The 21,370-nt window shown below is 60.8% G+C and carries 22 protein-coding genes; 17 read left to right on the top strand and 5 right to left on the bottom strand.

The features are described 5' to 3' along the window. The first annotated feature begins 2 nt into the window (after positions 1-2). From E3O56_RS11830 to E3O56_RS11765, 14 genes are all read left to right on the top strand, one after another. A complete protein-coding gene (locus E3O56_RS11830) occupies positions 3-677 on the top strand; it encodes an NADH-quinone oxidoreductase subunit B (RefSeq protein ID WP_003174719.1) in 675 nt (224 codons plus the stop codon). Between the two features lie 72 nt (positions 678-749). Next, positions 750-2,534, top strand: coding sequence for an NADH-quinone oxidoreductase subunit C/D (gene nuoC / locus E3O56_RS11825; protein WP_005789116.1), 1,785 nt, complete (start codon positions 750-752; stop codon positions 2,532-2,534). A 2-nt stretch (positions 2,535-2,536) separates the two neighbouring features. Further along, positions 2,537-3,034, top strand: a complete 498-nt coding sequence (nuoE, locus tag E3O56_RS11820) for an NADH-quinone oxidoreductase subunit NuoE (RefSeq protein WP_003232080.1) — start codon at positions 2,537-2,539, stop codon at positions 3,032-3,034. Further along, positions 3,031-4,386 carry an NADH-quinone oxidoreductase subunit NuoF gene (gene nuoF / locus E3O56_RS11815; RefSeq protein ID WP_005789119.1) on the top strand — a complete coding sequence of 452 codons (1,356 nt, stop codon included), beginning with the start codon at positions 3,031-3,033 and terminating at the stop codon, positions 4,384-4,386. The genes nuoE and nuoF overlap by 4 nt, the downstream gene beginning before the upstream one ends. Before the next feature lie 135 nt (positions 4,387-4,521). After that, positions 4,522-7,236: an NADH-quinone oxidoreductase subunit NuoG gene (gene nuoG / locus E3O56_RS11810; RefSeq protein ID WP_248128295.1), complete on the top strand. Its 2,715-nt coding sequence runs from the start codon at positions 4,522-4,524 to the stop codon at positions 7,234-7,236. Continuing rightward, complete coding sequence (gene nuoH, locus E3O56_RS11805; protein ID WP_003192116.1) at positions 7,233-8,240, top strand: NADH-quinone oxidoreductase subunit NuoH; 1,008 nt, start codon at positions 7,233-7,235, stop codon at positions 8,238-8,240. Before nuoG ends, nuoH begins: the two co-directional genes overlap by 4 nt. An 11-nt stretch (positions 8,241-8,251) precedes the next feature. Beyond that, a complete protein-coding gene (gene nuoI, locus E3O56_RS11800; RefSeq protein WP_003174725.1) occupies positions 8,252-8,800 on the top strand; it encodes an NADH-quinone oxidoreductase subunit NuoI in 549 nt (182 codons plus the stop codon). A 9-nt stretch (positions 8,801-8,809) separates the two neighbouring features. Then, entirely contained in the window at positions 8,810-9,313 is a 504-nt protein-coding gene (gene nuoJ, locus E3O56_RS11795; protein ID WP_003174726.1) for an NADH-quinone oxidoreductase subunit J, read from the top strand. A 2-nt stretch (positions 9,314-9,315) separates the two neighbouring features. Beyond that, entirely contained in the window at positions 9,316-9,624 is a 309-nt protein-coding gene (gene nuoK / locus E3O56_RS11790) for an NADH-quinone oxidoreductase subunit NuoK (protein ID WP_003174727.1), read from the top strand. Beyond that, positions 9,621-11,474 (top strand): NADH-quinone oxidoreductase subunit L, encoded by a 1,854-nt coding sequence (nuoL, locus tag E3O56_RS11785; protein ID WP_046068643.1) that lies wholly within the window; start codon positions 9,621-9,623, stop codon positions 11,472-11,474. The genes nuoK and nuoL overlap by 4 nt, the downstream gene beginning before the upstream one ends. 55 nt (positions 11,475-11,529) lie before the next feature. Then, positions 11,530-13,062, top strand: coding sequence for an NADH-quinone oxidoreductase subunit M (nuoM, locus tag E3O56_RS11780; RefSeq protein ID WP_103734497.1), 1,533 nt, complete (start codon positions 11,530-11,532; stop codon positions 13,060-13,062). A 7-nt stretch (positions 13,063-13,069) separates the two neighbouring features. Further along, positions 13,070-14,533: an NADH-quinone oxidoreductase subunit NuoN gene (gene nuoN, locus E3O56_RS11775; RefSeq protein WP_003192122.1), complete on the top strand. Its 1,464-nt coding sequence runs from the start codon at positions 13,070-13,072 to the stop codon at positions 14,531-14,533. A 237-nt stretch (positions 14,534-14,770) separates the two neighbouring features. Continuing rightward, complete coding sequence (locus E3O56_RS11770) at positions 14,771-15,121, top strand: toxin (protein WP_043046578.1); 351 nt, start codon at positions 14,771-14,773, stop codon at positions 15,119-15,121. Further along, positions 15,111-15,425: an XRE family transcriptional regulator gene (locus tag E3O56_RS11765; protein ID WP_014718915.1), complete on the top strand. Its 315-nt coding sequence runs from the start codon at positions 15,111-15,113 to the stop codon at positions 15,423-15,425. Before E3O56_RS11770 ends, E3O56_RS11765 begins: the two co-directional genes overlap by 11 nt. A 59-nt stretch (positions 15,426-15,484) precedes the next feature. On the opposite strand, the gene E3O56_RS11760 is transcribed toward E3O56_RS11765, so the two are convergent. Beyond that, a complete protein-coding gene (locus tag E3O56_RS11760) occupies positions 15,485-16,237 on the bottom strand; it encodes an outer membrane beta-barrel protein (RefSeq protein WP_032880612.1) in 753 nt (250 codons plus the stop codon). A 125-nt stretch (positions 16,238-16,362) separates the two neighbouring features. Next, positions 16,363-17,196 carry an arylamine N-acetyltransferase gene (locus E3O56_RS11755; RefSeq protein WP_248128293.1) on the bottom strand — a complete coding sequence of 278 codons (834 nt, stop codon included), beginning with the start codon at positions 17,194-17,196 and terminating at the stop codon, positions 16,363-16,365. A 120-nt stretch (positions 17,197-17,316) separates the two neighbouring features. On the opposite strand from E3O56_RS11755, the gene E3O56_RS11750 reads away from it, so the two are divergent. Further along, positions 17,317-17,553, top strand: a complete 237-nt coding sequence (locus tag E3O56_RS11750) for a DUF6555 family protein (RefSeq protein WP_005789137.1) — start codon at positions 17,317-17,319, stop codon at positions 17,551-17,553. A 30-nt stretch (positions 17,554-17,583) separates the two neighbouring features. Here E3O56_RS11750 and E3O56_RS11745 read toward each other — a convergent pair whose 3' ends face one another. After that, positions 17,584-17,778 carry a DUF6021 family protein gene (locus E3O56_RS11745; RefSeq protein WP_005789138.1) on the bottom strand — a complete coding sequence of 65 codons (195 nt, stop codon included), beginning with the start codon at positions 17,776-17,778 and terminating at the stop codon, positions 17,584-17,586. Positions 17,779-17,790: 12 nt separating this feature from the next. Further along, on the bottom strand, positions 17,791-17,970 hold the full coding sequence (locus E3O56_RS11740) for a hypothetical protein (RefSeq protein WP_005789140.1): 180 nt from the start codon (positions 17,968-17,970) through the stop codon (positions 17,791-17,793). Between the two features lie 115 nt (positions 17,971-18,085). Here E3O56_RS11740 and E3O56_RS11735 point away from each other — a divergent pair, with 115 nt between their 5' ends. Continuing rightward, positions 18,086-18,607 (top strand): DUF3087 family protein, encoded by a 522-nt coding sequence (locus tag E3O56_RS11735; protein ID WP_032880610.1) that lies wholly within the window; start codon positions 18,086-18,088, stop codon positions 18,605-18,607. 29 nt (positions 18,608-18,636) lie between these two features. Here E3O56_RS11735 and E3O56_RS11730 read toward each other — a convergent pair whose 3' ends face one another. Then, entirely contained in the window at positions 18,637-19,497 is an 861-nt protein-coding gene (locus tag E3O56_RS11730) for a Dyp-type peroxidase (protein WP_032880609.1), read from the bottom strand. A 138-nt stretch (positions 19,498-19,635) separates the two neighbouring features. Here E3O56_RS11730 and E3O56_RS11725 point away from each other — a divergent pair, with 138 nt between their 5' ends. Continuing rightward, entirely contained in the window at positions 19,636-21,252 is a 1,617-nt protein-coding gene (locus tag E3O56_RS11725) for an NADP-dependent glyceraldehyde-3-phosphate dehydrogenase (protein ID WP_248128291.1), read from the top strand. Positions 21,253-21,370 lie beyond the last annotated feature (118 nt).

Raw genomic sequence — 21,370 nt, 5'->3', positions numbered from 1 at the left:
CAATGCAATACAATCTCACCAGGATCGACCCGGATGCTCCTAACGAGCAGTACCCCATCGGCGAACGGGAAACCGTTTCCGACCCGTTAGAAGACCAAGTCCACAAAAACATCTACATGGGCAAGCTGGAAGACGTGCTGAGTGGCGCGGTCAACTGGGGGCGTAAAAACTCCCTGTGGCCGTACAACTTCGGCCTTTCGTGCTGCTACGTGGAAATGACCACCGCCTTCACGGCACCCCATGACATCGCCCGCTTTGGCGCCGAAGTTATCCGGGCATCACCGCGCCAGGCGGATTTCATGGTTATCGCCGGTACCTGCTTCATCAAGATGGCGCCGATCATCCAGCGTCTCTATGAGCAAATGCTCGAACCGAAGTGGGTCATCTCCATGGGTTCGTGCGCCAACTCCGGTGGCATGTACGACATCTACTCGGTCGTTCAAGGGGTGGACAAGTTCCTGCCCGTGGACGTCTACGTGCCTGGCTGCCCGCCCCGCCCCGAAGCATTCCTGCAAGGCTTGATGCTGTTGCAGGAATCGATTGGCAAGGAGCGTCGCCCACTGTCCTGGGTCGTCGGTGATCAAGGCGTGTACCGCGCCGAGATGCCGTCCCAAAAGGAACAGCGCCGCGAACAGCGAATCGCAGTCACCAACCTGCGCAGCCCCGACGAAGTCTGATCCAGCACCGCTTCTTTTATAGAACGAAAACCTGGCTTCATTCTTTACGTTGACCGAAAGCGATAAAAAACCATGACTACAGGCAGTGCTCTGTACATCCCGCCTTATAAGGCAGACGACCAGGATGTGGTTGTCGAACTCAATAACCGTTTTGGCCCTGACGCCTTCACCGCCCAGGCCACACGCACCGGTATGCCGGTGCTGTGGGTGGCGCGCGCCAGGCTCGTCGAAGTCCTGACCTTCCTGCGCAACCTGCCCAAGCCGTACGTCATGCTCTATGACCTGCATGGCGTGGACGAGCGACTGCGCACCAAGCGCCAGGGGCTGCCGAGCGGCGCCGATTTCACCGTCTTCTACCACTTGATGTCGCTGGAACGTAACAGTGACGTGATGATCAAGGTCGCCCTGAGCGAGAGCGACCTGAGCATCCCGACCGTCACCGGTATCTGGCCGAACGCCAGCTGGTACGAGCGTGAAGTCTGGGACATGTTCGGCATCGACTTCCCTGGCCACCCACACCTGACGCGCATCATGATGCCGCCGACCTGGGAAGGTCACCCACTGCGCAAGGACTTCCCTGCCCGCGCCACCGAATTCGACCCGTACAGCCTCAACCTCGCCAAGCAGCAGCTTGAAGAAGAAGCGGCGCGCTTCCGTCCGGAAGACTGGGGCATGAAACGCTCCGGCACCAACGAGGACTACATGTTCCTCAACCTGGGCCCGAACCACCCTTCGGCTCACGGTGCCTTCCGTATCATCCTGCAACTGGACGGCGAAGAAATCGTCGACTGCGTCCCGGACATCGGCTACCACCACCGTGGCGCCGAGAAGATGGCCGAGCGTCAGTCCTGGCACAGCTTCATCCCGTACACCGACCGTATCGACTACCTCGGCGGCGTGATGAACAACCTGCCGTACGTGCTCTCGGTCGAGAAGCTGGCCGGCATTAAAGTGCCAGACCGCGTCGACACCATCCGCATCATGATGGCCGAGTTCTTCCGCATCACCAGCCACCTGCTGTTCCTGGGTACCTATATCCAGGACGTCGGCGCCATGACTCCGGTGTTCTTCACTTTCACCGACCGTCAGCGCGCCTACAAGGTCATCGAAGCCATCACCGGTTTCCGCCTGCACCCGGCCTGGTACCGCATCGGCGGCGTGGCCCACGACCTGCCGAACGGCTGGGAGCGCCTGGTCAAGGAGTTCATCGACTGGATGCCCAAGCGTCTGGACGAGTACCAGAAAGCCGCGCTGGACAACAGCATCCTCAAGGGTCGTACCATCGGCGTCGCCCAGTACAACACCAAAGAGGCCCTGGAATGGGGCGTCACCGGTGCCGGCCTGCGTTCCACCGGTTGCGACTTCGACCTGCGCAAGGCGCGCCCGTACTCCGGCTACGAGAACTTCGAGTTCGAAGTACCGCTGGCGGCCAATGGCGATGCCTACGACCGTTGCATCGTGCGCGTCGAAGAAATGCGCCAGAGCCTGAAGATCATCGAGCAGTGCATGCGCAACATGCCGGCCGGCCCGTACAAGGCGGATCACCCGCTGACCACGCCGCCGCCCAAAGAGCGCACGCTGCAGCACATCGAAACCCTGATCACGCACTTCCTGCAAGTTTCGTGGGGCCCGGTCATGCCGGCCAACGAATCCTTCCAGATGATCGAAGCGACCAAGGGTATCAACAGTTATTACCTGACGAGCGATGGCGGCACCATGAGCTACCGCACCCGGATTCGTACCCCAAGTTTTGCCCACTTGCAGCAGATCCCTTCGGTGATCAAAGGCGAGATGGTCGCGGACTTGATTGCGTACCTGGGTAGTATCGATTTCGTTATGGCCGACGTGGACCGCTAAGCATGAACAGCACGCTTATCCAGACAGACCGTTTCACCCTCAGTGAAACCGAGCGCTCGGCCATCGAGCACGAGCTGCATCACTACGAAGACCCGCGCGCAGCGTCGATCGAAGCCTTGAAGATCGTCCAGAAGGAACGTGGCTGGGTGCCCGACGGCGCCCTTTACGCCATCGGCGAGATCCTCGGCATCCCCGCCAGCGACGTTGAAGGCGTGGCGACGTTCTACAGCCAGATTTTCCGTCAGCCGGTCGGCCGTCACATCATTCGCGTGTGCGACAGCATGGTCTGCTACATCGGCGGCCATGAGTCCGTGGTCAGCGAAATCCAGGCCAAGCTCGGTATCGGCCTCGGCCAGACCACCGCCGACGGCCGCTTCACGCTGCTGCCGGTGTGCTGCCTGGGCAACTGCGACAAGGCGCCGGCGTTGATGATCGACGACGACACATTCGGTGACGTACAGCCTGCTGGCGTGACCCAATTGCTCGAGGGCTACCCATGACCCTGACTTCCTTCGGCCCGGCCAACCTGATCAAGCGTTCGGCCGAGACCCACCCGCTGACCTGGCGCCTGCGTGACGACGGCGAGCCGGTATGGCTTGACGAATACCAGGCCAAGAACGGTTACGCCGCAGCGCGCAAAGCCTTCGCCGATATGGCCCAGGACGATATCGTCCAGACCGTGAAGGACGCCGGCCTCAAGGGCCGCGGCGGCGCAGGCTTCCCCACGGGTGTGAAGTGGGGCCTGATGCCCAAAGACGAATCCATCAACATCCGCTACCTGCTGTGCAACGCGGATGAAATGGAGCCCAACACCTGGAAAGACCGCATGCTGATGGAGCAACTGCCCCATCTGCTGATCGAAGGCATGTTGATCAGCGCCCGTGCGCTCAAGACCTACCGTGGCTACATCTTCCTGCGTGGCGAGTACACCACCGCCGCCAAGCACCTCAACCGTGCAGTGGCAGAAGCCAAGGCCGCGGGCCTGCTGGGCAAGAACATCCTCGGTTCCGGCTTCGACTTCGAACTGTTCGTGCACACCGGCGCCGGGCGTTATATCTGTGGTGAAGAAACCGCACTGATCAACTCCCTCGAAGGTCGCCGCGCCAACCCGCGCTCCAAGCCGCCCTTCCCCGCCGCCGTAGGCGTGTGGGGCAAGCCGACCTGCGTGAACAACGTCGAGACCCTGTGCAACGTGCCGGCGATCATCGCCGACGGCGTGGACTGGTACAAATCGTTGGCTCGCGAGGGCAGCGAAGACATGGGCACCAAGCTCATGGGCTTCTCCGGCAAGGTCAAGAACCCGGGTCTGTGGGAGCTGCCGTTCGGCGTGACCGCACGCGAGCTGTTCGAGGACTACGCCGGCGGTATGCGCGACGGCTACACCTTGAAAGCCTGGCAGCCAGGCGGCGCCGGCACCGGTTTCCTGCTTCCTGAGCACCTGGACGCACAAATGTATGCCGGCGGCATCGGCAAGGTGGGCACCCGGATGGGTACCGGCCTGGCAATGGCGGTCGACAACACCGTGAACATGGTCTCGCTGCTGCGCAACATGGAGCAGTTCTTTGCCCGTGAATCCTGCGGATTCTGCACCCCATGCCGCGACGGCCTGCCGTGGAGCGTCAAGCTGCTGATGGCCCTGGAAAACGGCGAAGGCCGCGAGGGTGATATCGAAACCCTGCTGGGCCTGGTCGGCTTCCTCGGCCCAGGCAAGACCTTCTGTGCTCACGCACCGGGCGCCGTAGAGCCATTGGGCAGCGCAATCAAATACTTCCGCTCGGAGTTCGAAGCCGGCATCGCGCCCACCAGCGCCGCCGTCCCGCCTCTGGCGAAGCCGATCGTAGTCGGCGCGTAACGCTTAAACAGGCGAAGGGTCCGTGCCCTTCGCCCGCTCATGTGCTGACGCCGTAAAGGCTGTGTAGATGCACATGAATAACAAGATTCCATTAGCCACGCCCGCTGACAACGGGCCAACGAAGAACTTTGAACCATGGCCACTATCCACGTAGACGGCAAAGCGCTCGAAGTCGATGGGGCGGACAACCTGTTACAGGCGTGTCTGTCACTCGGCCTCGATATTCCATATTTCTGCTGGCACCCCGCGCTCGGTAGCGTCGGTGCCTGTCGCCAGTGTGCGGTCAAGCAATACACCGACGAGAACGACACCCGTGGTCGTATCGTCATGTCTTGCATGACCCCAGCCACCGACAACACCTGGATCTCCATCGACGATGAAGAGTCCAAGGCGTTCCGCGCCAGCGTTGTCGAATGGCTGATGACCAACCACCCCCACGACTGCCCGGTCTGTGAGGAAGGCGGCCACTGCCACCTGCAAGACATGACGGTGATGACCGGCCACAACGAGCGCCGTTATCGCTTCACCAAGCGTACCCACCAGAACCAGGACCTCGGCCCGTTCATTTCCCACGAAATGAACCGCTGCATCGCCTGCTACCGCTGCGTGCGCTTCTATAAAGACTACGCCGGCGGCACCGACCTGGGCGTCTTCGGCGCCCACGACAACGTGTACTTCGGTCGCGTTGAAGACGGCGTGCTTGAGAGCGAGTTTTCCGGCAACCTCACCGAGGTCTGCCCGACCGGTGTGTTTACCGACAAGACTCACTCCGAGCGCTACAACCGTAAGTGGGACATGCAATTTGCGCCGAGCATCTGCCATGGCTGCTCCAGCGGTTGCAACATCTCCCCGGGCGAGCGCTACGGCGAACTGCGTCGCATCGAAAACCGCTTCAACGGTTCGGTCAACCAGTACTTCCTGTGCGACCGTGGCCGTTTCGGCTATGGCTACGTCAACCGCGAAGACCGCCCACGCCAGCCGCTGCTGGCCGATGGCGCCAAGCTGAGCCTGGACGCCGCGCTGGATAAAGCCGCCGACCTGCTGCGCGGGCGCAATATCGTCGGTATCGGTTCGCCGCGTGCCAGCCTCGAAAGCAACTTCGCGTTGCGCGAGCTGGTCGGTGCCGAGCACTTCTACTGCGGTATCGAAGCCGGCGAGCTGGAGCGCATCCGCCTGGTCCTGCAAGTGCTGAACGACAGCCCGCTGCCGGTTCCGAACATGCGCGACATCGAAGACCACGATGCCATCTTTGTGCTCGGTGAAGACCTGACCCAGACCGCGGCGCGCATTGCCCTGTCGCTGCGCCAGTCGGTCAAAGGCAAGGCCGAAGAAATGGCCGACGCCATGCGCGTACAGCCGTGGCTTGACGCGGCGGTGAAAAACATCGGTCAGCACTCGCTGAACCCGCTGTTTATCGCCTCGCTGGCTGAAACCAAGCTCGACGACATCGCCGAAGAATGCGTGCACGCCGCACCGGACGACCTGGCACGCCTCGGTTTCGCCGTGGCCCACGCCCTCGACGCCAGCGCGCCTGCCGTCGACGGCCTGGACACCGAAGCCGTCGAACTGGCCCAGCGCATCGCCGACGCCCTGCTGGCGGCCAAGCGCCCGTTGATCATTGCCGGTACCTCGTTGGGTTCCAAGGCGCTGATCGAAGCCGCTGCCAACATCGCCAAAGCCCTGAAGCTGCGCGACAAGAACGGCTCCATCAGCCTGGTGGTGCCGGAAGCCAACAGCCTGGGCCTGGCCATGCTCGGTGGCGAGTCCCTGGACGCCGCCCTGCAAGCAGTGACCGACGGCAGCGCCGACGCCATTGTGGTATTGGAAAACGACCTGTACACCCGCACCGCTGCCGCTAAGGTTGACGCTGCGCTGGACGCTGCCAAAGTCCTGATCGTGGCCGACCACCAGAAGACCGCCACCAGCGAGCGCGCCGACCTGGTGCTGCCAGCCGCCACCTTCGCCGAAGGCGACGGTACCCTGGTCAGCCAGGAAGGCCGCGCCCAGCGCTTCTTCCAGGTGTTCGATCCGAAGTACATGGACGCCAGCATCCTGGTACACGAAGGCTGGCGCTGGCTGCACGCCCTGCGTGCGACCCTGCTGAACCAGCCGATCGACTGGACCCAGCTCGATCACGTGACCGCTGCCACCGCCGCCAGCGCGCCGCAGCTGGCTCGTATTGTCGATGCCGCGCCGTCTGCCGCGTTCCGTATCAAGGGCCTGAAACTGGCCCGTGAACCGCTGCGCTACTCCGGTCGTACCGCCATGCGCGCCGACATCAGCGTGCACGAACCGCGTACCCCGCAAGATATCGACACTGCGTTCGCCTTCTCCATGGAAGGTTACTCGGGCTCGGCCGAGCCGCGTCAGCAGGTGCCGTTTGCCTGGTCGCCGGGCTGGAACTCGCCGCAGGCCTGGAACAAGTTCCAGGATGAAGTCGGTGGTCACATCCGTGCTGGCGACCCGGGCACCCGACTGATCGAAAGCACCGGTGACTCGCTGAACTGGTTCACTGCGGTACCGCGTCCGTTCAACCCGGCTCCGGGCACCTGGCAGGTCGTGCCGTTCTTCCACCTGTTCGGCAGCGAAGAAACCTCTTCCAAGGCCGCGCCGGTTCAAGAGCGCATTCCTGCCGCTTACGTGTCCGTGGCCAAGTCCGAAGCCGACCGCCTGGGCGTCAACGACGGCGCGCTGCTCAGCCTCAACGTCGCCGGCCAGACCTTGCGTCTGCCGCTGCGTATCAATGACGAGCTGGGTGCCGGCCTGGTTGCACTGCCTAAAGGCATCGCCGGTATTCCGCCTGCCATTTTCGGCAAAACCGTTGACGGTCTGCAGGAGGCAGCGCAATGACTTGGTTCACGCCGGAAGTAATTGACGTGATCATCTCGGTGGTCAAGGCCATCGTGATCCTGTTGGCCGTGGTCGTCGCGGGCGCGCTGCTCAGCTTCGTCGAACGTCGCCTGCTGGGCTGGTGGCAGGACCGTTACGGTCCGAACCGCGTTGGCCCATTCGGCATGTTCCAGATCGCGGCCGACATGCTGAAAATGTTCTTCAAGGAAGACTGGACCCCGCCGTTCGCCGACAAGGTGATCTTCACCCTGGCACCGGTGGTAGCCATGAGCGCCTTGCTGATCGCCTTCGCGATCATCCCGATCACCCCGACCTGGGGCGTGGCGGACCTGAACATCGGCTTGCTGTTCTTCTTCGCCATGGCCGGTCTGTCGGTGTATGCGGTGCTGTTCGCCGGTTGGGCCAGTAACAACAAGTTCGCCCTGCTGGGCAGCTTGCGGGCCTCGGCCCAGACCGTGTCCTACGAAGTGTTCATGGGCCTGGCCCTGATGGGCATCGTGGTGCAGGTCGGCTCGTTCAACATGCGCGATATCGTCGAGTACCAGGCACAGAACCTGTGGTTCATCATTCCGCAGTTCTTTGGCTTCTGCACCTTCTTCATCGCTGGCGTGGCCGTGACTCACCGTCACCCGTTCGACCAGCCGGAAGCGGAGCAGGAACTGGCCGACGGTTACCACATTGAATATGCCGGCATGAAGTGGGGCATGTTCTTCGTCGGTGAGTACATCGGCATCATCTTGATCTCGGCCCTGCTGGTCACGCTGTTCTTCGGCGGCTGGCACGGTCCGTTCGGCATCCTGCCGCAGTTGGCCTTCTTCTGGTTCTTCTTGAAGACCGCGTTCTTCATCATGCTGTTCATCCTGCTGCGCGCCTCGATTCCGCGCCCACGCTATGACCAGGTGATGGATTTCAGCTGGAGATTCTGCCTGCCGCTGACCCTGATCAATTTGCTGGTGACGGCTGCCGTCGTGTTGTTGAACACGCCAGCTGCCGCGGTTCAGTGAGGATTTGACCCATGTTCAAATATATTGGCGACATCGTTAAGGGTACCGGTACCCAGTTGCGAAGCCTGGTGATGGTGTTCGGTCACGGCTTTCGCAAACGCGACACCCTGCAATACCCCGAAGAAGCGGTGTACCTGCCGCCGCGCTATCGCGGCCGCATCGTACTGACCCGCGACCCCGATGGCGAAGAGCGTTGCGTAGCCTGCAACCTATGCGCCGTGGCGTGCCCGGTGGGTTGCATCTCCCTGCAGAAAGCTGAAACCGAAGACGGTCGCTGGTACCCGGACTTCTTCCGTATCAACTTCTCGCGCTGCATTTTCTGCGGCCTCTGCGAGGAAGCTTGCCCGACCACCGCGATCCAGCTCACACCGGATTTCGAGATGGCCGAGTTCAAACGTCAGGACCTGGTGTACGAGAAAGAAGATCTGCTGATCTCTGGTCCCGGTAAAAACCCTGATTACAACTTCTATCGTGTTGCAGGTATGGCCGTTGCCGGTAAGCCGAAGGGCGCCGCACAAAACGAAGCCGAGCCGATCAACGTGAAGAGCTTGCTGCCTTAAGGAAGAAAGATGGAATTCGCTTTCTATTTCGCATCGGGTATTGCAGTGGTGTCCACGCTTCGCGTGATCACCAACACCAACCCCGTGCACGCCCTGCTCTACCTGATCATTTCGTTGATCGCCGTGGCCATGACCTTTTTCAGCCTCGGCGCACCGTTCGCCGGTGTACTGGAAGTGATCGCCTACGCCGGCGCCATCATGGTGCTGTTCGTGTTTGTGGTGATGATGCTCAACCTGGGGCCGGCTTCGGTCGCCCAGGAGCGCGTCTGGCTCAAGCCCGGCATCTGGCTCGGCCCGGTTGTCCTCGCAGCATTGCTGCTGGGTGAACTGCTGTATGTACTGTTCGCTCACCAGAGCGGCCAGGCCATCGGCCACACCACCGTAGACGCCAAAGCCGTGGGCATCAGCCTGTTCGGCCCGTACCTGCTGGTGGTCGAACTGGCTTCGATGCTGCTGCTCGCCGCAGCCATCACCGCCTTCCACTTGGGCCGCAACGAAGCCAAGGAGCAATGACGATGCCTGCTATCCCTTTGGAGCATGGTCTGGCGGTCGCCGGCATCCTGTTCTGCCTTGGCCTGGTCGGCCTGATGGTGCGCCGTAACATTCTGTTCGTGTTGATGAGCCTGGAAATCATGATGAACGCCGCGGCACTGGCGTTCATCGTGGCGGGCGCACGTTGGGGCCAGCCGGATGGACAAGTCATGTTCATCCTGGTGATCAGCCTGGCAGCCGCCGAAGCCAGTATTGGCCTGGCGATCCTGCTGCAGCTGTATCGTCGCTTCCACACGCTTGATATCGACGCTGCCAGTGAGATGCGCGGATGAACATGATCTTTCTGACTTTCGTATTCCCCCTGATCGGTTTCCTGCTGCTGTCGTTCTCTCGCGGGCGCTGGTCGGAAAACCTCTCGGCCTTGATCGGCGTGGGTTCCATCGGCCTGTCGGCCATCGTGGCCGCCTACGTCATCTGGCAATTCAACGTGGCGCCGCCAGAAGGCGGTCACTACACCCTGGTGCTGTGGCAGTGGATGTCGGTGGAAGGCTTCAAGCCCAACTTCGCCCTCTACGTCGACGGCCTTTCGATCACCATGCTCGGCGTGGTGGTCGGTGTAGGCTTTTTGATCCACCTGTTCGCGTCCTGGTACATGCGCGGTGAAGCGGGCTACTCGCGCTTCTTCTCGTACACCAACCTGTTTATCGCCAGCATGTTGTTCCTGGTGCTCGGCGATAACCTGTTGTTCCTGTACTTCGGCTGGGAAGGCGTGGGCCTGTGCTCGTACCTGTTGATCGGTTTCTACTACAGCAACCGCAACAACGGCAATGCGGCACTCAAGGCATTTATCGTCACCCGTATCGGCGACGTGTTCATGGCCATTGGCCTGTTCATCCTGTTCCAACAGGTGGGCACGCTGAACATCCAGGAACTGCTGGTGCTGGCACCGCAGAAATTCCAGGTCGGCGACTTCTGGATCACCTTGGCGACCCTGATGCTGCTGGGCGGCGCCGTGGGTAAATCCGCGCAACTGCCGCTGCAAACCTGGCTGGCGGATGCGATGGCTGGCCCTACACCGGTTTCGGCACTGATCCACGCCGCAACCATGGTGACCGCCGGTGTCTACCTGATCGCCCGTACCCACGGCCTGTTCACCCTGGCGCCGGACATCCTGCATCTTGTAGGTATCGTCGGTGGCGTGACCCTGGTACTGGCCGGTTTTGCTGCCCTGGTACAGACCGACATCAAGCGTATCCTCGCCTACTCGACCATGAGCCAGATCGGCTACATGTTCCTGGCCCTGGGCGTTGGCGCCTGGGACGCGGCGATCTTCCACCTGATGACCCACGCGTTCTTCAAGGCGTTGCTGTTCCTCGCCTCCGGTGCGGTGATCGTCGCCTGCCACCACGAGCAGAACATCTTCAAGATGGGCGGCCTGTGGAAGAAACTGCCACTGGCCTACGCCAGCTTCATCGTCGGTGGTGCCGCACTCGCAGCCCTGCCGTTGGTGACCGCCGGTTTCTACTCCAAGGACGAAATCCTCTGGGAAGCCTTTGCCAGCGGTAACCAGAACCTGCTCTACGCAGGCTTGGTGGGTGCGTTCATGACCTCGCTGTACACCTTCCGTCTGATCTTCATCACCTTCCACGGTGAAGCCAAGACCGAAGCACACGCAGGCCATGGCATCTCCCACTGGCTGCCACTGTCGGTGCTGATCATCCTGTCGACCTTCATCGGCGCCATGATCACTCCACCACTGGCCGGCGTATTGCCAGAAAGCGTTGGCCATGCCGGCGGCGCAGACAAGCACAGCCTGGAAATCGCCTCGGGCGCCATTGCCATCGCCGGTATCCTGCTGGCCGCCCTGCTGTTCCTCGGCAAGCGTCGCTTCGTGACCGCCGTGGCCAACAGTGGCATCGGGCGCTTCCTGTCGGCCTGGTGGTTCGCTGCCTGGGGCTTCGATTGGCTCTACGACAAACTGTTCGTCAAGCCATACCTCGCCATCAGCCATGTACTGCGCAAAGACCCACTCGACCAGACCATCGGTTTGATCCCGCGCGCCGCCAAGGCCGGTCACACCGCCCTGAGCCGCAGCGAGACTGGCCAACTGCGTTGGTATGCAGCGTCCATGGCGGCCGGTGCCGTGCTGGTGATCGGCGCCATCGTCGTGGTAGCGGTCTGACTATGTTTAAGTGCACTGCGTACTTTGCAAACTTGCGAAAGGAAACGAGCCCGTCATGATTCTGCCCTGGCTAATCCTGATCCCCTTTATCGGCGGCCTGCTCTGCTGGATGGGTGAACGCTTCGGCGCCACCCTCCCCCGCTGGATTGCGTTGCTGACCATGTCCCTGGAACTCGCACTCGGCCTCTGGCTGTGGGCCCATGGTGACTATTCATTCGCTCCGGCACCGGGTGTCGATCCGACCTTCGCGCTTGAATTCAAGCACGTGTGGATCCAGCGCTTCGGCATCAACGTGCACCTGGCCCTCGACGGCCTGTCGCTGTTGATGATCCTGCTGACCGGCCTGCTGGGTATCCTCTCGGTACTCTGCTCCTGGAAAGAGATCCAGCGTCACGTGGGCTTCTTCCACCTGAACCTGATGTGGATCCTGGGCGGCGTGGTCGGCGTGTTCCTGGCGCTGGACCTGTTCATGTTCTTCTTCTTCTGGGAAATGATGCTGGTGCCGATGTACTTCCTCATCGCGCTCTGGGGTCACAGTTCTTCGGACGGCAAGAAAACCCGGATCTACGCGGCGACCAAGTTCTTCATCTTCACCCAGGCTTCCGGCCTGATCATGTTGGTGGCGATCCTGGGCTTGGTCCTGGTCAACTTCAACAGCACCGGCGTGATTACGTTCAACTACGCCGACCTGTTGAAAACCAAGATGTCGCTGACCACCGAGTACATCCTGATGCTCGGCTTCTTCATCGCCTTCGCGGTGAAGCTGCCAGTGGTGCCGTTTCACTCCTGGTTGCCTGACGCTCACGCCCAGGCGCCGACTGCCGGTTCCGTGGACCTGGCCGGTATCCTGTTGAAGACGGCGGCCTACGGCCTGCTGCGTTTCGCCCTGCCGCTGTTCCCGAATGCCTCGGCCGAGTTCGCGCCGATCGCCATGACCCTGGGTCTGATCGGGATCTTCTACGGTGCGTTCCTGGCCTTCGCGCAAACCGACATCAAGCGCCTGATTGCCTTCTCGTCCGTTTCCCACATGGGTTTCGTACTGATCGGCATCTACTCCGGCAGCCAACTGGCGCTGCAAGGCGCAGTGATCCAGATGTTGGCCCACGGTGTTTCGGCCGCTGCCCTGTTTATCCTCAGTGGTCAGTTGTACGAGCGCCTGCACACCCGTGACATGCGTGAAATGGGTGGCGTGTGGTCGCGCATTGCTTATCTGCCGGCGATCAGCCTGTTCTTCGCCGCTGCATCCCTGGGCTTGCCGGGGACCGGTAACTTCATCGGCGAATTCCTGATCCTGATGGGGGCCTTCGTGCAGACGCCATGGATCAGCGCCATTGCTACCTCCGGCCTGGTGTTCGGTTCGGTGTACTCGCTGATCATGATCCACCGCGCCTACTTCGGCCCGGCCAAGTCCGACACCGTCCTGCAAGGGATGGATGCGCGCGAACTGATCATGGTGCTCGGCCTTGCGGTGTTGCTGATCTTCATCGGCGTGTACCCGCAACCGTTCCTGGACACTTCTGCCGCAACGATGCATGGCGTGCAGCAGTGGTTCGGCACCGCCTTCTCTCAACTCGCTTCGGCCCGGTAAGAGCGCTATGGAATTCACGATCCAACACTTTATCGCGCTTGCGCCGCTGCTGATTACCAGCCTCACCATCGTGGTGGTGATGCTGGCAATCGCCTGGCGCCGCAATCACTCGCAAACGTTCCTGCTGTCCTGCGCCGGGTTGAACCTGGCCCTGCTGTCGATCATCCCGGCCCTCAAGGTCGCGCCACTGGCGGTCACGCCATTGATGATGGTCGATGACTTCGCGTTGCTGTACATCGCCCTGATCCTGGTGGCGACCCTGGCCTGCGTCACCCTCGCCCACGCCTACCTCGGCGAAGGCGGCACCGGCTACCCGGGTAACAAGGAAGAGCTGTACCTGCTGATCCTGCTGGCTGCGGCCGGCGGTATCGTGCTGGTCAGCGCGCAGCACCTGGCCGGCTTGTTCATCGGCCTGGAACTGCTGTCGATCCCGACCTACGGCCTGGTGGCCTACGCCTTCTTCAACAAGCGCTCCCTGGAAGCCGGCATCAAGTACATGGTGCTGTCGGCGGCCGGTTCCGCGTTCCTGTTGTTCGGTATGGCCCTGCTCTACGCAGAAGCCGGCAGCCTGAGCTTCACTGGTATCGGCCACGCTCTGGCCGCCACCAACAGCCCGGCGCCGATTGCCCAGTTGGGCCTGGCGATGATGCTGATCGGCCTGGCGTTCAAGCTGTCGCTGGTGCCGTTCCACTTGTGGACCCCAGACGTGTACGAAGGCGCCCCGGCGCCGGTGGCCGCGTTCCTGGCGACTGCGTCGAAGGTGGCGGTGTTTGCGGTGATGGTGCGTCTGTTCCAGATCTCGCCTGCCGCCAACACCGGCGTGCTGAGCAACGTGCTGACCGTAATCGCCATTGCGTCGATCCTGTTCGGTAACCTGCTGGCGCTGACCCAGAACAACCTCAAGCGTCTGCTGGGTTACTCGTCCATCGCCCACTTCGGCTACCTGCTGATCGCCCTGGTGGCGAGCAAGGGCCTGGCCGTGGAAGCCATTGGCGTGTACTTGGTCACCTACGTGATCACCAGCCTCGGCGCCTTCGGTGTGATCACACTGATGTCTTCGCCTTACAAAGGCCGTGACGCCGACGCCCTGTACGAATACCGCGGCCTGTTCTGGCGCCGTCCGTACCTGACTGCCGTGCTGACCGTAATGATGCTGTCCCTGGCCGGCATTCCGCTGACCGCGGGCTTTATCGGCAAGTTCTACATTGTCGCAACCGGTGTTGAAGCCCACGAGTGGTGGTTGGTAGCGTCCCTGGTACTGGGCAGCGCCATCGGCGTGTTCTACTACCTGCGCGTGATGGTCACCCTGTACCTGATCGAGCCAAACCTGCGCCGTGTGGATGCCGAGCTGCATTGGGAACAGAAAGCCGGTGGCGTGATGCTGCTGGCCATCGCCCTGCTCGCGTTCTTCCTGGGCGTGTACCCACAACCGTTGCTCACCCTGGTGCAGCATGCGGTGCTGGGCGTTTGATCGCTTAGGTTGATGCAGCAAGCAGAACGGCGCCTTTGGGCGCCGTTTTGCGTTTCCCAGGATCTGCTTTTCCCCTCCCCTGCTCGCTGAATTTTCCTCCTCGATCTGCCTCTTCATCCGGCATCTACCCGATGAAGCCGGCCGTATGGTGTTTGCGTTTTAAGAAAGTTCCCACAGCGCGGTCACTTGACCTAACGCGAGTGGGCCACCAAACTCTACGCAGTCTACGTACAGAACATGGATGCTCTATTTATCGAACTGCCGGCATTCGAGCGGCATCGCAAGGACTATCTGAGTGAGGAGCTTTTCCAGGGTTTTCAACAGGAGTTAATGAAAAACCCCGAAGCAGGAGATGTGATCGAAGGAACGGGCGGGTTGAGAAAGGTTCGCTTCGTTGATGAAAGGCGAAACAAAGGCAAGCGTGGTGGCCTGCGAGTCATTTACTACTGGTGGTCAGGCGGCACGCAATTCTGGTTATTCACCTTGTACGGCAAGCACGAACAGAGCGACCTGACACCCCACCACAAGAAAGCTCTTAAACACATGCTGGACAGGGAAATCAAAGCGAGAACACATCATGAAACGTGACATCTTTTCCGAACTGGTCGAAGGCTTCGACGCCCTGGCCGATGAGCGCCAGGGTAAAATCACCCTGCGCAACCACAAGGTCCACCTTAACAAGCTGGCGCCGCTCACCGCTGATGAGGTGATCGCCGTGCGCCAGCAACTCAACCTTTCCCGGTCGGTATTCGCCATGTACCTGCGTACCAACACCCGCACCCTGGAGAACTGGGAACAAGGCCGGGCCAAGCCCAACGCCCAGGCCGTCACCCTGATCCGTCTGGTAGCGCGTTTTCCTGAAACCGTGGCGCAACTTGCCGCATTGGGCTGACCTGCGAAAGCAAAAAAAAACGCCCCGATTATCGAGGCGTTTTTTGCAGTACAACAGCGTCAGAATGCAATACCGACCTTGAAGCCGTATTCGTCACGCTTGAGCTTGGTGTTGTCGGCCACATAGGAGTCGTCGTCGAGCTTGTACTCGGTGCGGGTGTAGTACAGGCCCGCCATCACTGGCAGGTCGCCCTTCTGGTTCATCAGCAGGCTGACTTCAGCATAGGGGTTGGTGCGGTCCTTGAGGTCCACGCTGTCGCTGCCAACGCCGTCTACCTTGAGTTTGGCACGGCCATCGATGGTGTGACGGGCGCCGGCTTCAACGCGCAGCGTCATGTCATCGAACTGGTGGTTGTAGCCCAGCGCAGCCTTGGCGAACGGCGACTTGTTGGTCAGCTTCATATCGTAGCCATTGGTGTCCGGCTCATAGCGGGTCCAGGTGTAGCCACCGCCTACGATCACGTCGACGAAGTTGCGCGCATCCAGCGCGGCACGCCAGCCGAGGTCAAGGTCGGCCTGGCCTTCCTTGAGCTTGTTGTCGCTTTTTTCGCCGTACTTGGCTTCGATACCGGCCTGGTAGATGAAGCCGGACTCGGCGGTGAGCTTGTTGCCGAAGTTATAGAACAGGCCCGCTTCAGGCATGTGGTCCTTGTCGCTTTCGCTACCGCCTTCCAGCTTGAAGTCGTTGTAGCTGCCCAGGATCCCGAACGTGGAGATCGGGTCGGTGGAAGGTGCAGCGAACACCACGCCAGGCGCAGCGACCAGGGCCAGCAACGAGGTGTTCTTGAGAAATTTTCCGAATAGTTTGGACATCGTTTTACATCTCCATTTTAAGGTGGGCAAAGTATTCAGGAATCGGTTCGAACCTTGGCGTTTGCAAAAAGTTCGAACGGATTTGCACCAAAATGGAGAAAAAACGGTTCAGCGAAGGCTCTATCTCAATATTCTTCAGGATTCGTGCGGATAAGGCTTTCAACGGCTTCGCGAAGTCGAGGCTGATCCGGCAGCTGAATCCCGAACGTGTCGTGCAATAGCGCCAGCAACTCGTCGGCGCTTTGAAGCGTGCGCTTTTCACTGGGCCGATCCAGGTAATGAAGCGCATAGTTGGCGTTGGCCAAGGTATGACGTTTACCGGGGGCAAGCAGCGCAGCCTTCAACTGCCCAACGAACGGCGACCCCGGGTGCGTGGAGACGTACCAGTTGCCGATTTCGTAGTCGATATCTGCCTGCACTTGCAGATCGAACACGTACAAGCCGCGCCACTCTTCACCGACCTGGGCCCACAATGTGTAGCTGCCCTGATTGCAAGTCAGCCGAAAAGGCTCATGGGCCGTGGCCTGGGGCGCTTCGTTGTCCAGTTGCAACGGGCTACTGGGGACCATGCCACCGAAGCCGACATCGGTGATATAGCGCACGCCGTCGAGGATTACCAGGCTCAGACGATGAGTACGGCCGGTGTGGGCGTCCGGTGGTCCGCCAATCACCACACGACCGGTAATGCCGCGAGCCTCATAGCCCAGCTCCTGCAACAAGGCCAGGAACAGCTGGTTCAACTCATAACAATAGCCGCCGCGTCCTTGGTGCAACACCTTCTGTGTGACGCTTTGCAGGTCAATCGGCACCGGCGCGTGCATCAGGGTCGACAGGCTTTCAAAGGCAAAGGTGCAGACATGGCGCAGCTGCAAGTCCCGCAGGGTCTGCAAGGTGGGTGCCGGTGGCGAGGCATAGCCCAGGCGTTGCAGGTACAGGCGGCTATCCGTGGGTGTGAGCATGGCGCGATCCTCGGGCGCAGGGCAAGAGCGTCACTATGCCGCGCCACTGCGTACGTTGTCATTTTGAATGAACCTTTTAGAACGCTGGCCTATCCATCTATAACAAGACAGGGAGGCAACATGAGTACCGCAAAAATCTACACCATCCACTATCAGCTACACGGTAAACCCAAGTCTTTCGTGGTGCGCGCCGAGGTGATGAATAACGCCGAAGCCTGGCACTGGGCGGCCGTTGATGCCGACATTGCCCATGTCAGCCGCATCGGCCGCGTCGGTCACGAGCAAGTGAAAAAAACCACCCGGCCCTGGGCGGAAAAATACGGCATCACCGACGTCAGTTGGACCCCACCCAAATAAACAAAGCCCCGCACGACGGCGGGGCTCGATTCACTTCTTCAAGTCGCCCAACGGATCGTAGGGCGGCTTTTTCTCAGATGACTTTTTCTCATCCAGCGGCGCAATAGCCGGACCTACCGGGTCGACCTGAGGGTCGGCCACATCTGGCGAGTCCGGGTCGAAACCCAGCTCATCCTTGCCACTGGCGTGCTCGTTGGAGTGGGGACCATCGGTACGTTTGTTCATCACATGCTCCTGCTAAAGCGGGCGCGCTTTGTCGTGGAGGTTTTCCAGGTCTTGTTCGACGTGCTCGACATCGTTGTCGGGGCCACGCTCTTTGGGATCGTTGGGGCGCAAAGCATCGTTGTCGCGCTCCTCCTCCCCCGGGGTGCGGTTCGGATCTGGTGTACCTGGCGGTGGCTGCTTGTGTTCAGACATGATGGCTTACCTCATGAGGGGCTTCACAGGTTTAGAGAAACCGTGCGCAGTCATCGTTCAACTTCATTGCTGCAAGCATGAGAAGATGACCGCCCTTTCTGGAGACCTGACCCGGATGTTCGAGCTCAAACCCTGCGACCCTGTCACCTACCGTCAACAGACCCGCCGCAGCACGCTGATAGTGGCCGTGCTGTTCCTGGCCCTGGCCATGCTGCTGTCGAGCCTCGCGGTGATGCTGTTCGGTGAGCCTGGGGGGGACAACTTTCGCTTCAATGTCGGCGGTGTATTTGCCGGGGTGTTGATCACCGTCGCACTGGTGCGTGGCCCGTTCTGGTCCCAGCCCTGGCTGGCGCCGGCGGTGTATGGCTGGCAACTCAAGCGCAGCCTGATGAGCGTGACCAACGTAATGCACAAGGTCACCGAGCGGGTACAAGCCAACGACCCGGCCGCCATCAAACTGTTGCGGTTCTATCACATGGGGCTGACGCAAATGCATGAGCTGGATGCCAACTCCAGCGCCCAGGCGCAACTGGTCGGCGAGATCGACGCACACAAGACCAAGATGCACGCACTGGGGATCGATACCGAACAAACCCGGCTTGACCCCGCGTGGCTGGAAACGCTCAAAAGCGCTTGAGGCGTACGTCAGGGAGCAGGCAAAGGTCGTTAAAAAACCAAACTCAGGTCCAGACGCCCTTCCCTGACCGGGGGACACCAGTAATAGCCACCAGTCAATGGCTTACTGATGCGATACAAACCATCGACAATCCCATCCTCCAACCCGCTCATACGCCGAAGCTGCGCCTCAAACGCATCGAAGGAATGGCCAAACGCGAGGAACATCAATCCTGCCTGGCCATTCTCGGCCCAAGGCATCGAGCGTCGCACCACGAAGGCTTCCGGGGTGAAGCTTTCCTGGGCTGTGCGCTTGGTGTGGGCCGATTCCGGAGCGTCGTCGAGCTCTTCGTTGTCGCCATGGCGTCGGCCGATGATGTGATCACGCTCCTGGGCAGGCAACGCGGCGAACCCGTCGAGGTCGTGCTGCCATTGCTGGATAGCGGCAAAGCTGGCACCGCTGTCGGTCAAGGCGGCCTCCACGGCGGCATCGTCGTGAGGGTTTTCGGTGCCGTCTTCGTAGTCGGTCAGGTCAAAACCGGTCTTGTAGCGGAAGCCTTCAGTCGATTGCACCAGGCGAAACGCCGGGGCCAGGGCTTTCTCGATGGCACGACTACGCAGCAGCAACTCGCCACGATCCACCCCATGCAGCCATACCCACAGCGCCTGTTGAGTCGAAGGGTTGTCAGCGCCAGGGCCGCTGACGGCGGGGAATGCACGCAGCCCTTCAATTTCGGCGCCCAGCGCCTTTACCAGCGGTTCACCGAAACCGACCACGGCCGCCGCATCCGTCAACTGCACCAGCGCGTCCAGCGCCGCGGGCACGGCTTGCAGGGAATCGAGGGCGAAAAACAGATGGCGGGCCTGCAAAGGCACCGGTGCGGCAAGAATGCCCGGCTGGTACTGACTCATGTGAACTCCTTCTGAAAAGCCGCGCAGTTTACCCGGCGCGCACCGCGCTGCGAACAACAATGCGCGTAAGCCTTGCCTTAGAGCCGCTAGTTGGGTGACTCTCTAGTCATGTTTTGCAACTATTCCAGGGGTAGCGACATGACCACCAGCAACCTGCTCGCCCAGCTGTTTCCCACTTCCGTCACCCAGATTCCCGAGCAATTTCGCCTGGCGGCGCCCATTGAGCAGCGTGATTACCTGGTCGATGGCCAGCTGCGGGTGTGGAACGGCCCGCTCGCTCGCGTGCAAAGCCCGGTGCAACTGGGCGATGAGCGCGTGCATATCGGCAGCACGCCATTGCTGGATGCCGACACCGCCCTCACCGCCCTGGATGCCGCCGTGCGTGCCTATGACCGTGGCCAGGGTGAGTGGCCGACAATGCGCGTTGTCGAACGTATCCAGCACGTCGAGGCATTTTTACGGCGTATGCGCGAACAGCGCGATGCGGTGGTGAAGCTGCTGATGTGGGAAATCGGCAAGAACCTCAAGGATTCGCAGAAAGAATTCGACCGCACCTGCGACTACATCACCGACACCATCAACGCCCTCAAGGAACTCGACCGCCGCAGCAGCCGCTTCGAGCTGGAGCAGGACACCCTCGGGCAAATCCGCCGCGTACCGCTGGGCGTGGCGCTGTGCATGGGGCCTTATAACTACCCGTTGAACGAGACCTTCACCACACTGATCCCGGCGTTGATCATGGGCAATACCGTGGTGTTCAAACCGGCCAAGCTCGGTGTGCTGTTGATCCGCCCCTTGCTGGAGGCGTTCCGCGACAGCTTCCCGGCCGGGGTGATCAACGTCATCTACGGCAGCGGCCGCGAAACCGTGAGCGCGCTGATGGCCAGCGGCAAGATCGATATCTTCGCGTTTATCGGCACCAACAAGGCTGCCAGCGACTTGAAAAAACTGCACCCCAAGCCACACCGCTTGCGTGCTGCGCTGGGGCTGGATGCGAAGAACCCCGGGATCGTGCTGCCCGAGGTGGATCTGGATAACGCGGTGAGTGAAGCGGTCACCGGTTCGCTGTCATTTAACGGCCAGCGTTGCACTGCGTTGAAGATCCTGTTCGTGCATGAAGATGTCGTCGATAGCTTTATCGAGAAATTCAACACCAAACTCGCGACGCTCAAGCCCGGTATGCCCTGGGAAGACGGCGTGGCGCTGACGCCACTGCCGGAAGTGGGCAAGGTGGATTACCTCAACGAACTGGTGGCCGATGCCGCCCGACACGGCGCCCAGGTGGTCAATAGCGAGGGCGGCAGCAGCCGTGGTTCGTTCTTCTACCCGGCGGTGCTGTACCCGGTGAACCCGCAGATGCGCGTCTACCATGAAGAGCAATTCGGCCCGGTGGTGCCGATCGTGCCCTACCGTGACCTGGAGACCGTGATCGACTACGTGCTGGATTCGGATTTTGGCCAGCAGTTGAGTATCTTCGGCACCGACCCCGTCGCCGTCGGGCGCCTGGTGGACACCTTTGCCAACCAGGTCGGCCGTATCAATATCAATGCCCAATGCCAACGCGGGCCGGATACCTTCCCCTTCAACGGGCGCAAGAACTCGGCCGAAGGCACGCTGTCGGTACATGACGCCTTGCGGGTGTTCTCGATCCGCACCCTGGTGGCGACCAAGTTCCAAGAGAGTAACAAGGCGTTGGTCAGCGATATCCTGCGCAACCGTGACTCGAGCTTCCTGACTACCGACTACATCTTCTGAAGCCAACCCCGTTCCAATATGCAGACAGGTCAGTGTAGTAGCTGGCTTGCCTGCGATGCGGGCACCTCGGTCTTTCAGTCAGGTCGCGGTGATGTAATCGCAGGCAAGCCAGCTCCCA

This window comes from Pseudomonas sp. W2Aug9 (assembly GCF_023127755.1).
GTDB classification, from domain to species: Bacteria; Pseudomonadota; Gammaproteobacteria; order Pseudomonadales; family Pseudomonadaceae; genus Aquipseudomonas; species Aquipseudomonas synxantha_A.
This window is presented reverse-complemented; position numbering and strand designations above follow the sequence as displayed.

Excerpts from the sequence above, each read along its gene's own strand:
- E3O56_RS11755 (WP_248128293.1), bottom strand. The coding sequence starts at position 17,196 with ATGCTCACACCCACGGATAGCCGCCTGTACCTGCAACGCCTGGGCTAT.
- nuoH (WP_003192116.1), top strand. The coding sequence starts at position 7,233 with ATGACTTGGTTCACGCCGGAAGTAATTGACGTGATCATCTCGGTGGTC.
- nuoC (WP_005789116.1), top strand. The coding sequence starts at position 750 with ATGACTACAGGCAGTGCTCTGTACATCCCGCCTTATAAGGCAGACGAC.
- nuoE (WP_003232080.1), top strand. The coding sequence starts at position 2,537 with ATGAACAGCACGCTTATCCAGACAGACCGTTTCACCCTCAGTGAAACC.
- nuoG (WP_248128295.1), top strand. The coding sequence starts at position 4,522 with ATGGCCACTATCCACGTAGACGGCAAAGCGCTCGAAGTCGATGGGGCG.
- nuoF (WP_005789119.1), top strand. The coding sequence starts at position 3,031 with ATGACCCTGACTTCCTTCGGCCCGGCCAACCTGATCAAGCGTTCGGCC.
- E3O56_RS11765 (WP_014718915.1), top strand. The coding sequence starts at position 15,111 with ATGAAACGTGACATCTTTTCCGAACTGGTCGAAGGCTTCGACGCCCTG.
- E3O56_RS11740 (WP_005789140.1), bottom strand. The coding sequence starts at position 17,970 with ATGTCTGAACACAAGCAGCCACCGCCAGGTACACCAGATCCGAACCGC.
- E3O56_RS11770 (WP_043046578.1), top strand. The coding sequence starts at position 14,771 with ATGGATGCTCTATTTATCGAACTGCCGGCATTCGAGCGGCATCGCAAG.
- nuoI (WP_003174725.1), top strand. The coding sequence starts at position 8,252 with ATGTTCAAATATATTGGCGACATCGTTAAGGGTACCGGTACCCAGTTG.
- E3O56_RS11735 (WP_032880610.1), top strand. The coding sequence starts at position 18,086 with ATGTTCGAGCTCAAACCCTGCGACCCTGTCACCTACCGTCAACAGACC.
- nuoL (WP_046068643.1), top strand. The coding sequence starts at position 9,621 with ATGAACATGATCTTTCTGACTTTCGTATTCCCCCTGATCGGTTTCCTG.
- nuoJ (WP_003174726.1), top strand. The coding sequence starts at position 8,810 with ATGGAATTCGCTTTCTATTTCGCATCGGGTATTGCAGTGGTGTCCACG.
- E3O56_RS11760 (WP_032880612.1), bottom strand. The coding sequence starts at position 16,237 with ATGTCCAAACTATTCGGAAAATTTCTCAAGAACACCTCGTTGCTGGCC.
- E3O56_RS11725 (WP_248128291.1), top strand. The coding sequence starts at position 19,636 with ATGACCACCAGCAACCTGCTCGCCCAGCTGTTTCCCACTTCCGTCACC.
- E3O56_RS11730 (WP_032880609.1), bottom strand. The coding sequence starts at position 19,497 with ATGAGTCAGTACCAGCCGGGCATTCTTGCCGCACCGGTGCCTTTGCAG.
- E3O56_RS11745 (WP_005789138.1), bottom strand. The coding sequence starts at position 17,778 with ATGAACAAACGTACCGATGGTCCCCACTCCAACGAGCACGCCAGTGGC.
- nuoK (WP_003174727.1), top strand. The coding sequence starts at position 9,316 with ATGCCTGCTATCCCTTTGGAGCATGGTCTGGCGGTCGCCGGCATCCTG.
- nuoN (WP_003192122.1), top strand. The coding sequence starts at position 13,070 with ATGGAATTCACGATCCAACACTTTATCGCGCTTGCGCCGCTGCTGATT.
- E3O56_RS11830 (WP_003174719.1), top strand. The coding sequence starts at position 3 with ATGCAATACAATCTCACCAGGATCGACCCGGATGCTCCTAACGAGCAG.
- E3O56_RS11750 (WP_005789137.1), top strand. The coding sequence starts at position 17,317 with ATGAGTACCGCAAAAATCTACACCATCCACTATCAGCTACACGGTAAA.
- nuoM (WP_103734497.1), top strand. The coding sequence starts at position 11,530 with ATGATTCTGCCCTGGCTAATCCTGATCCCCTTTATCGGCGGCCTGCTC.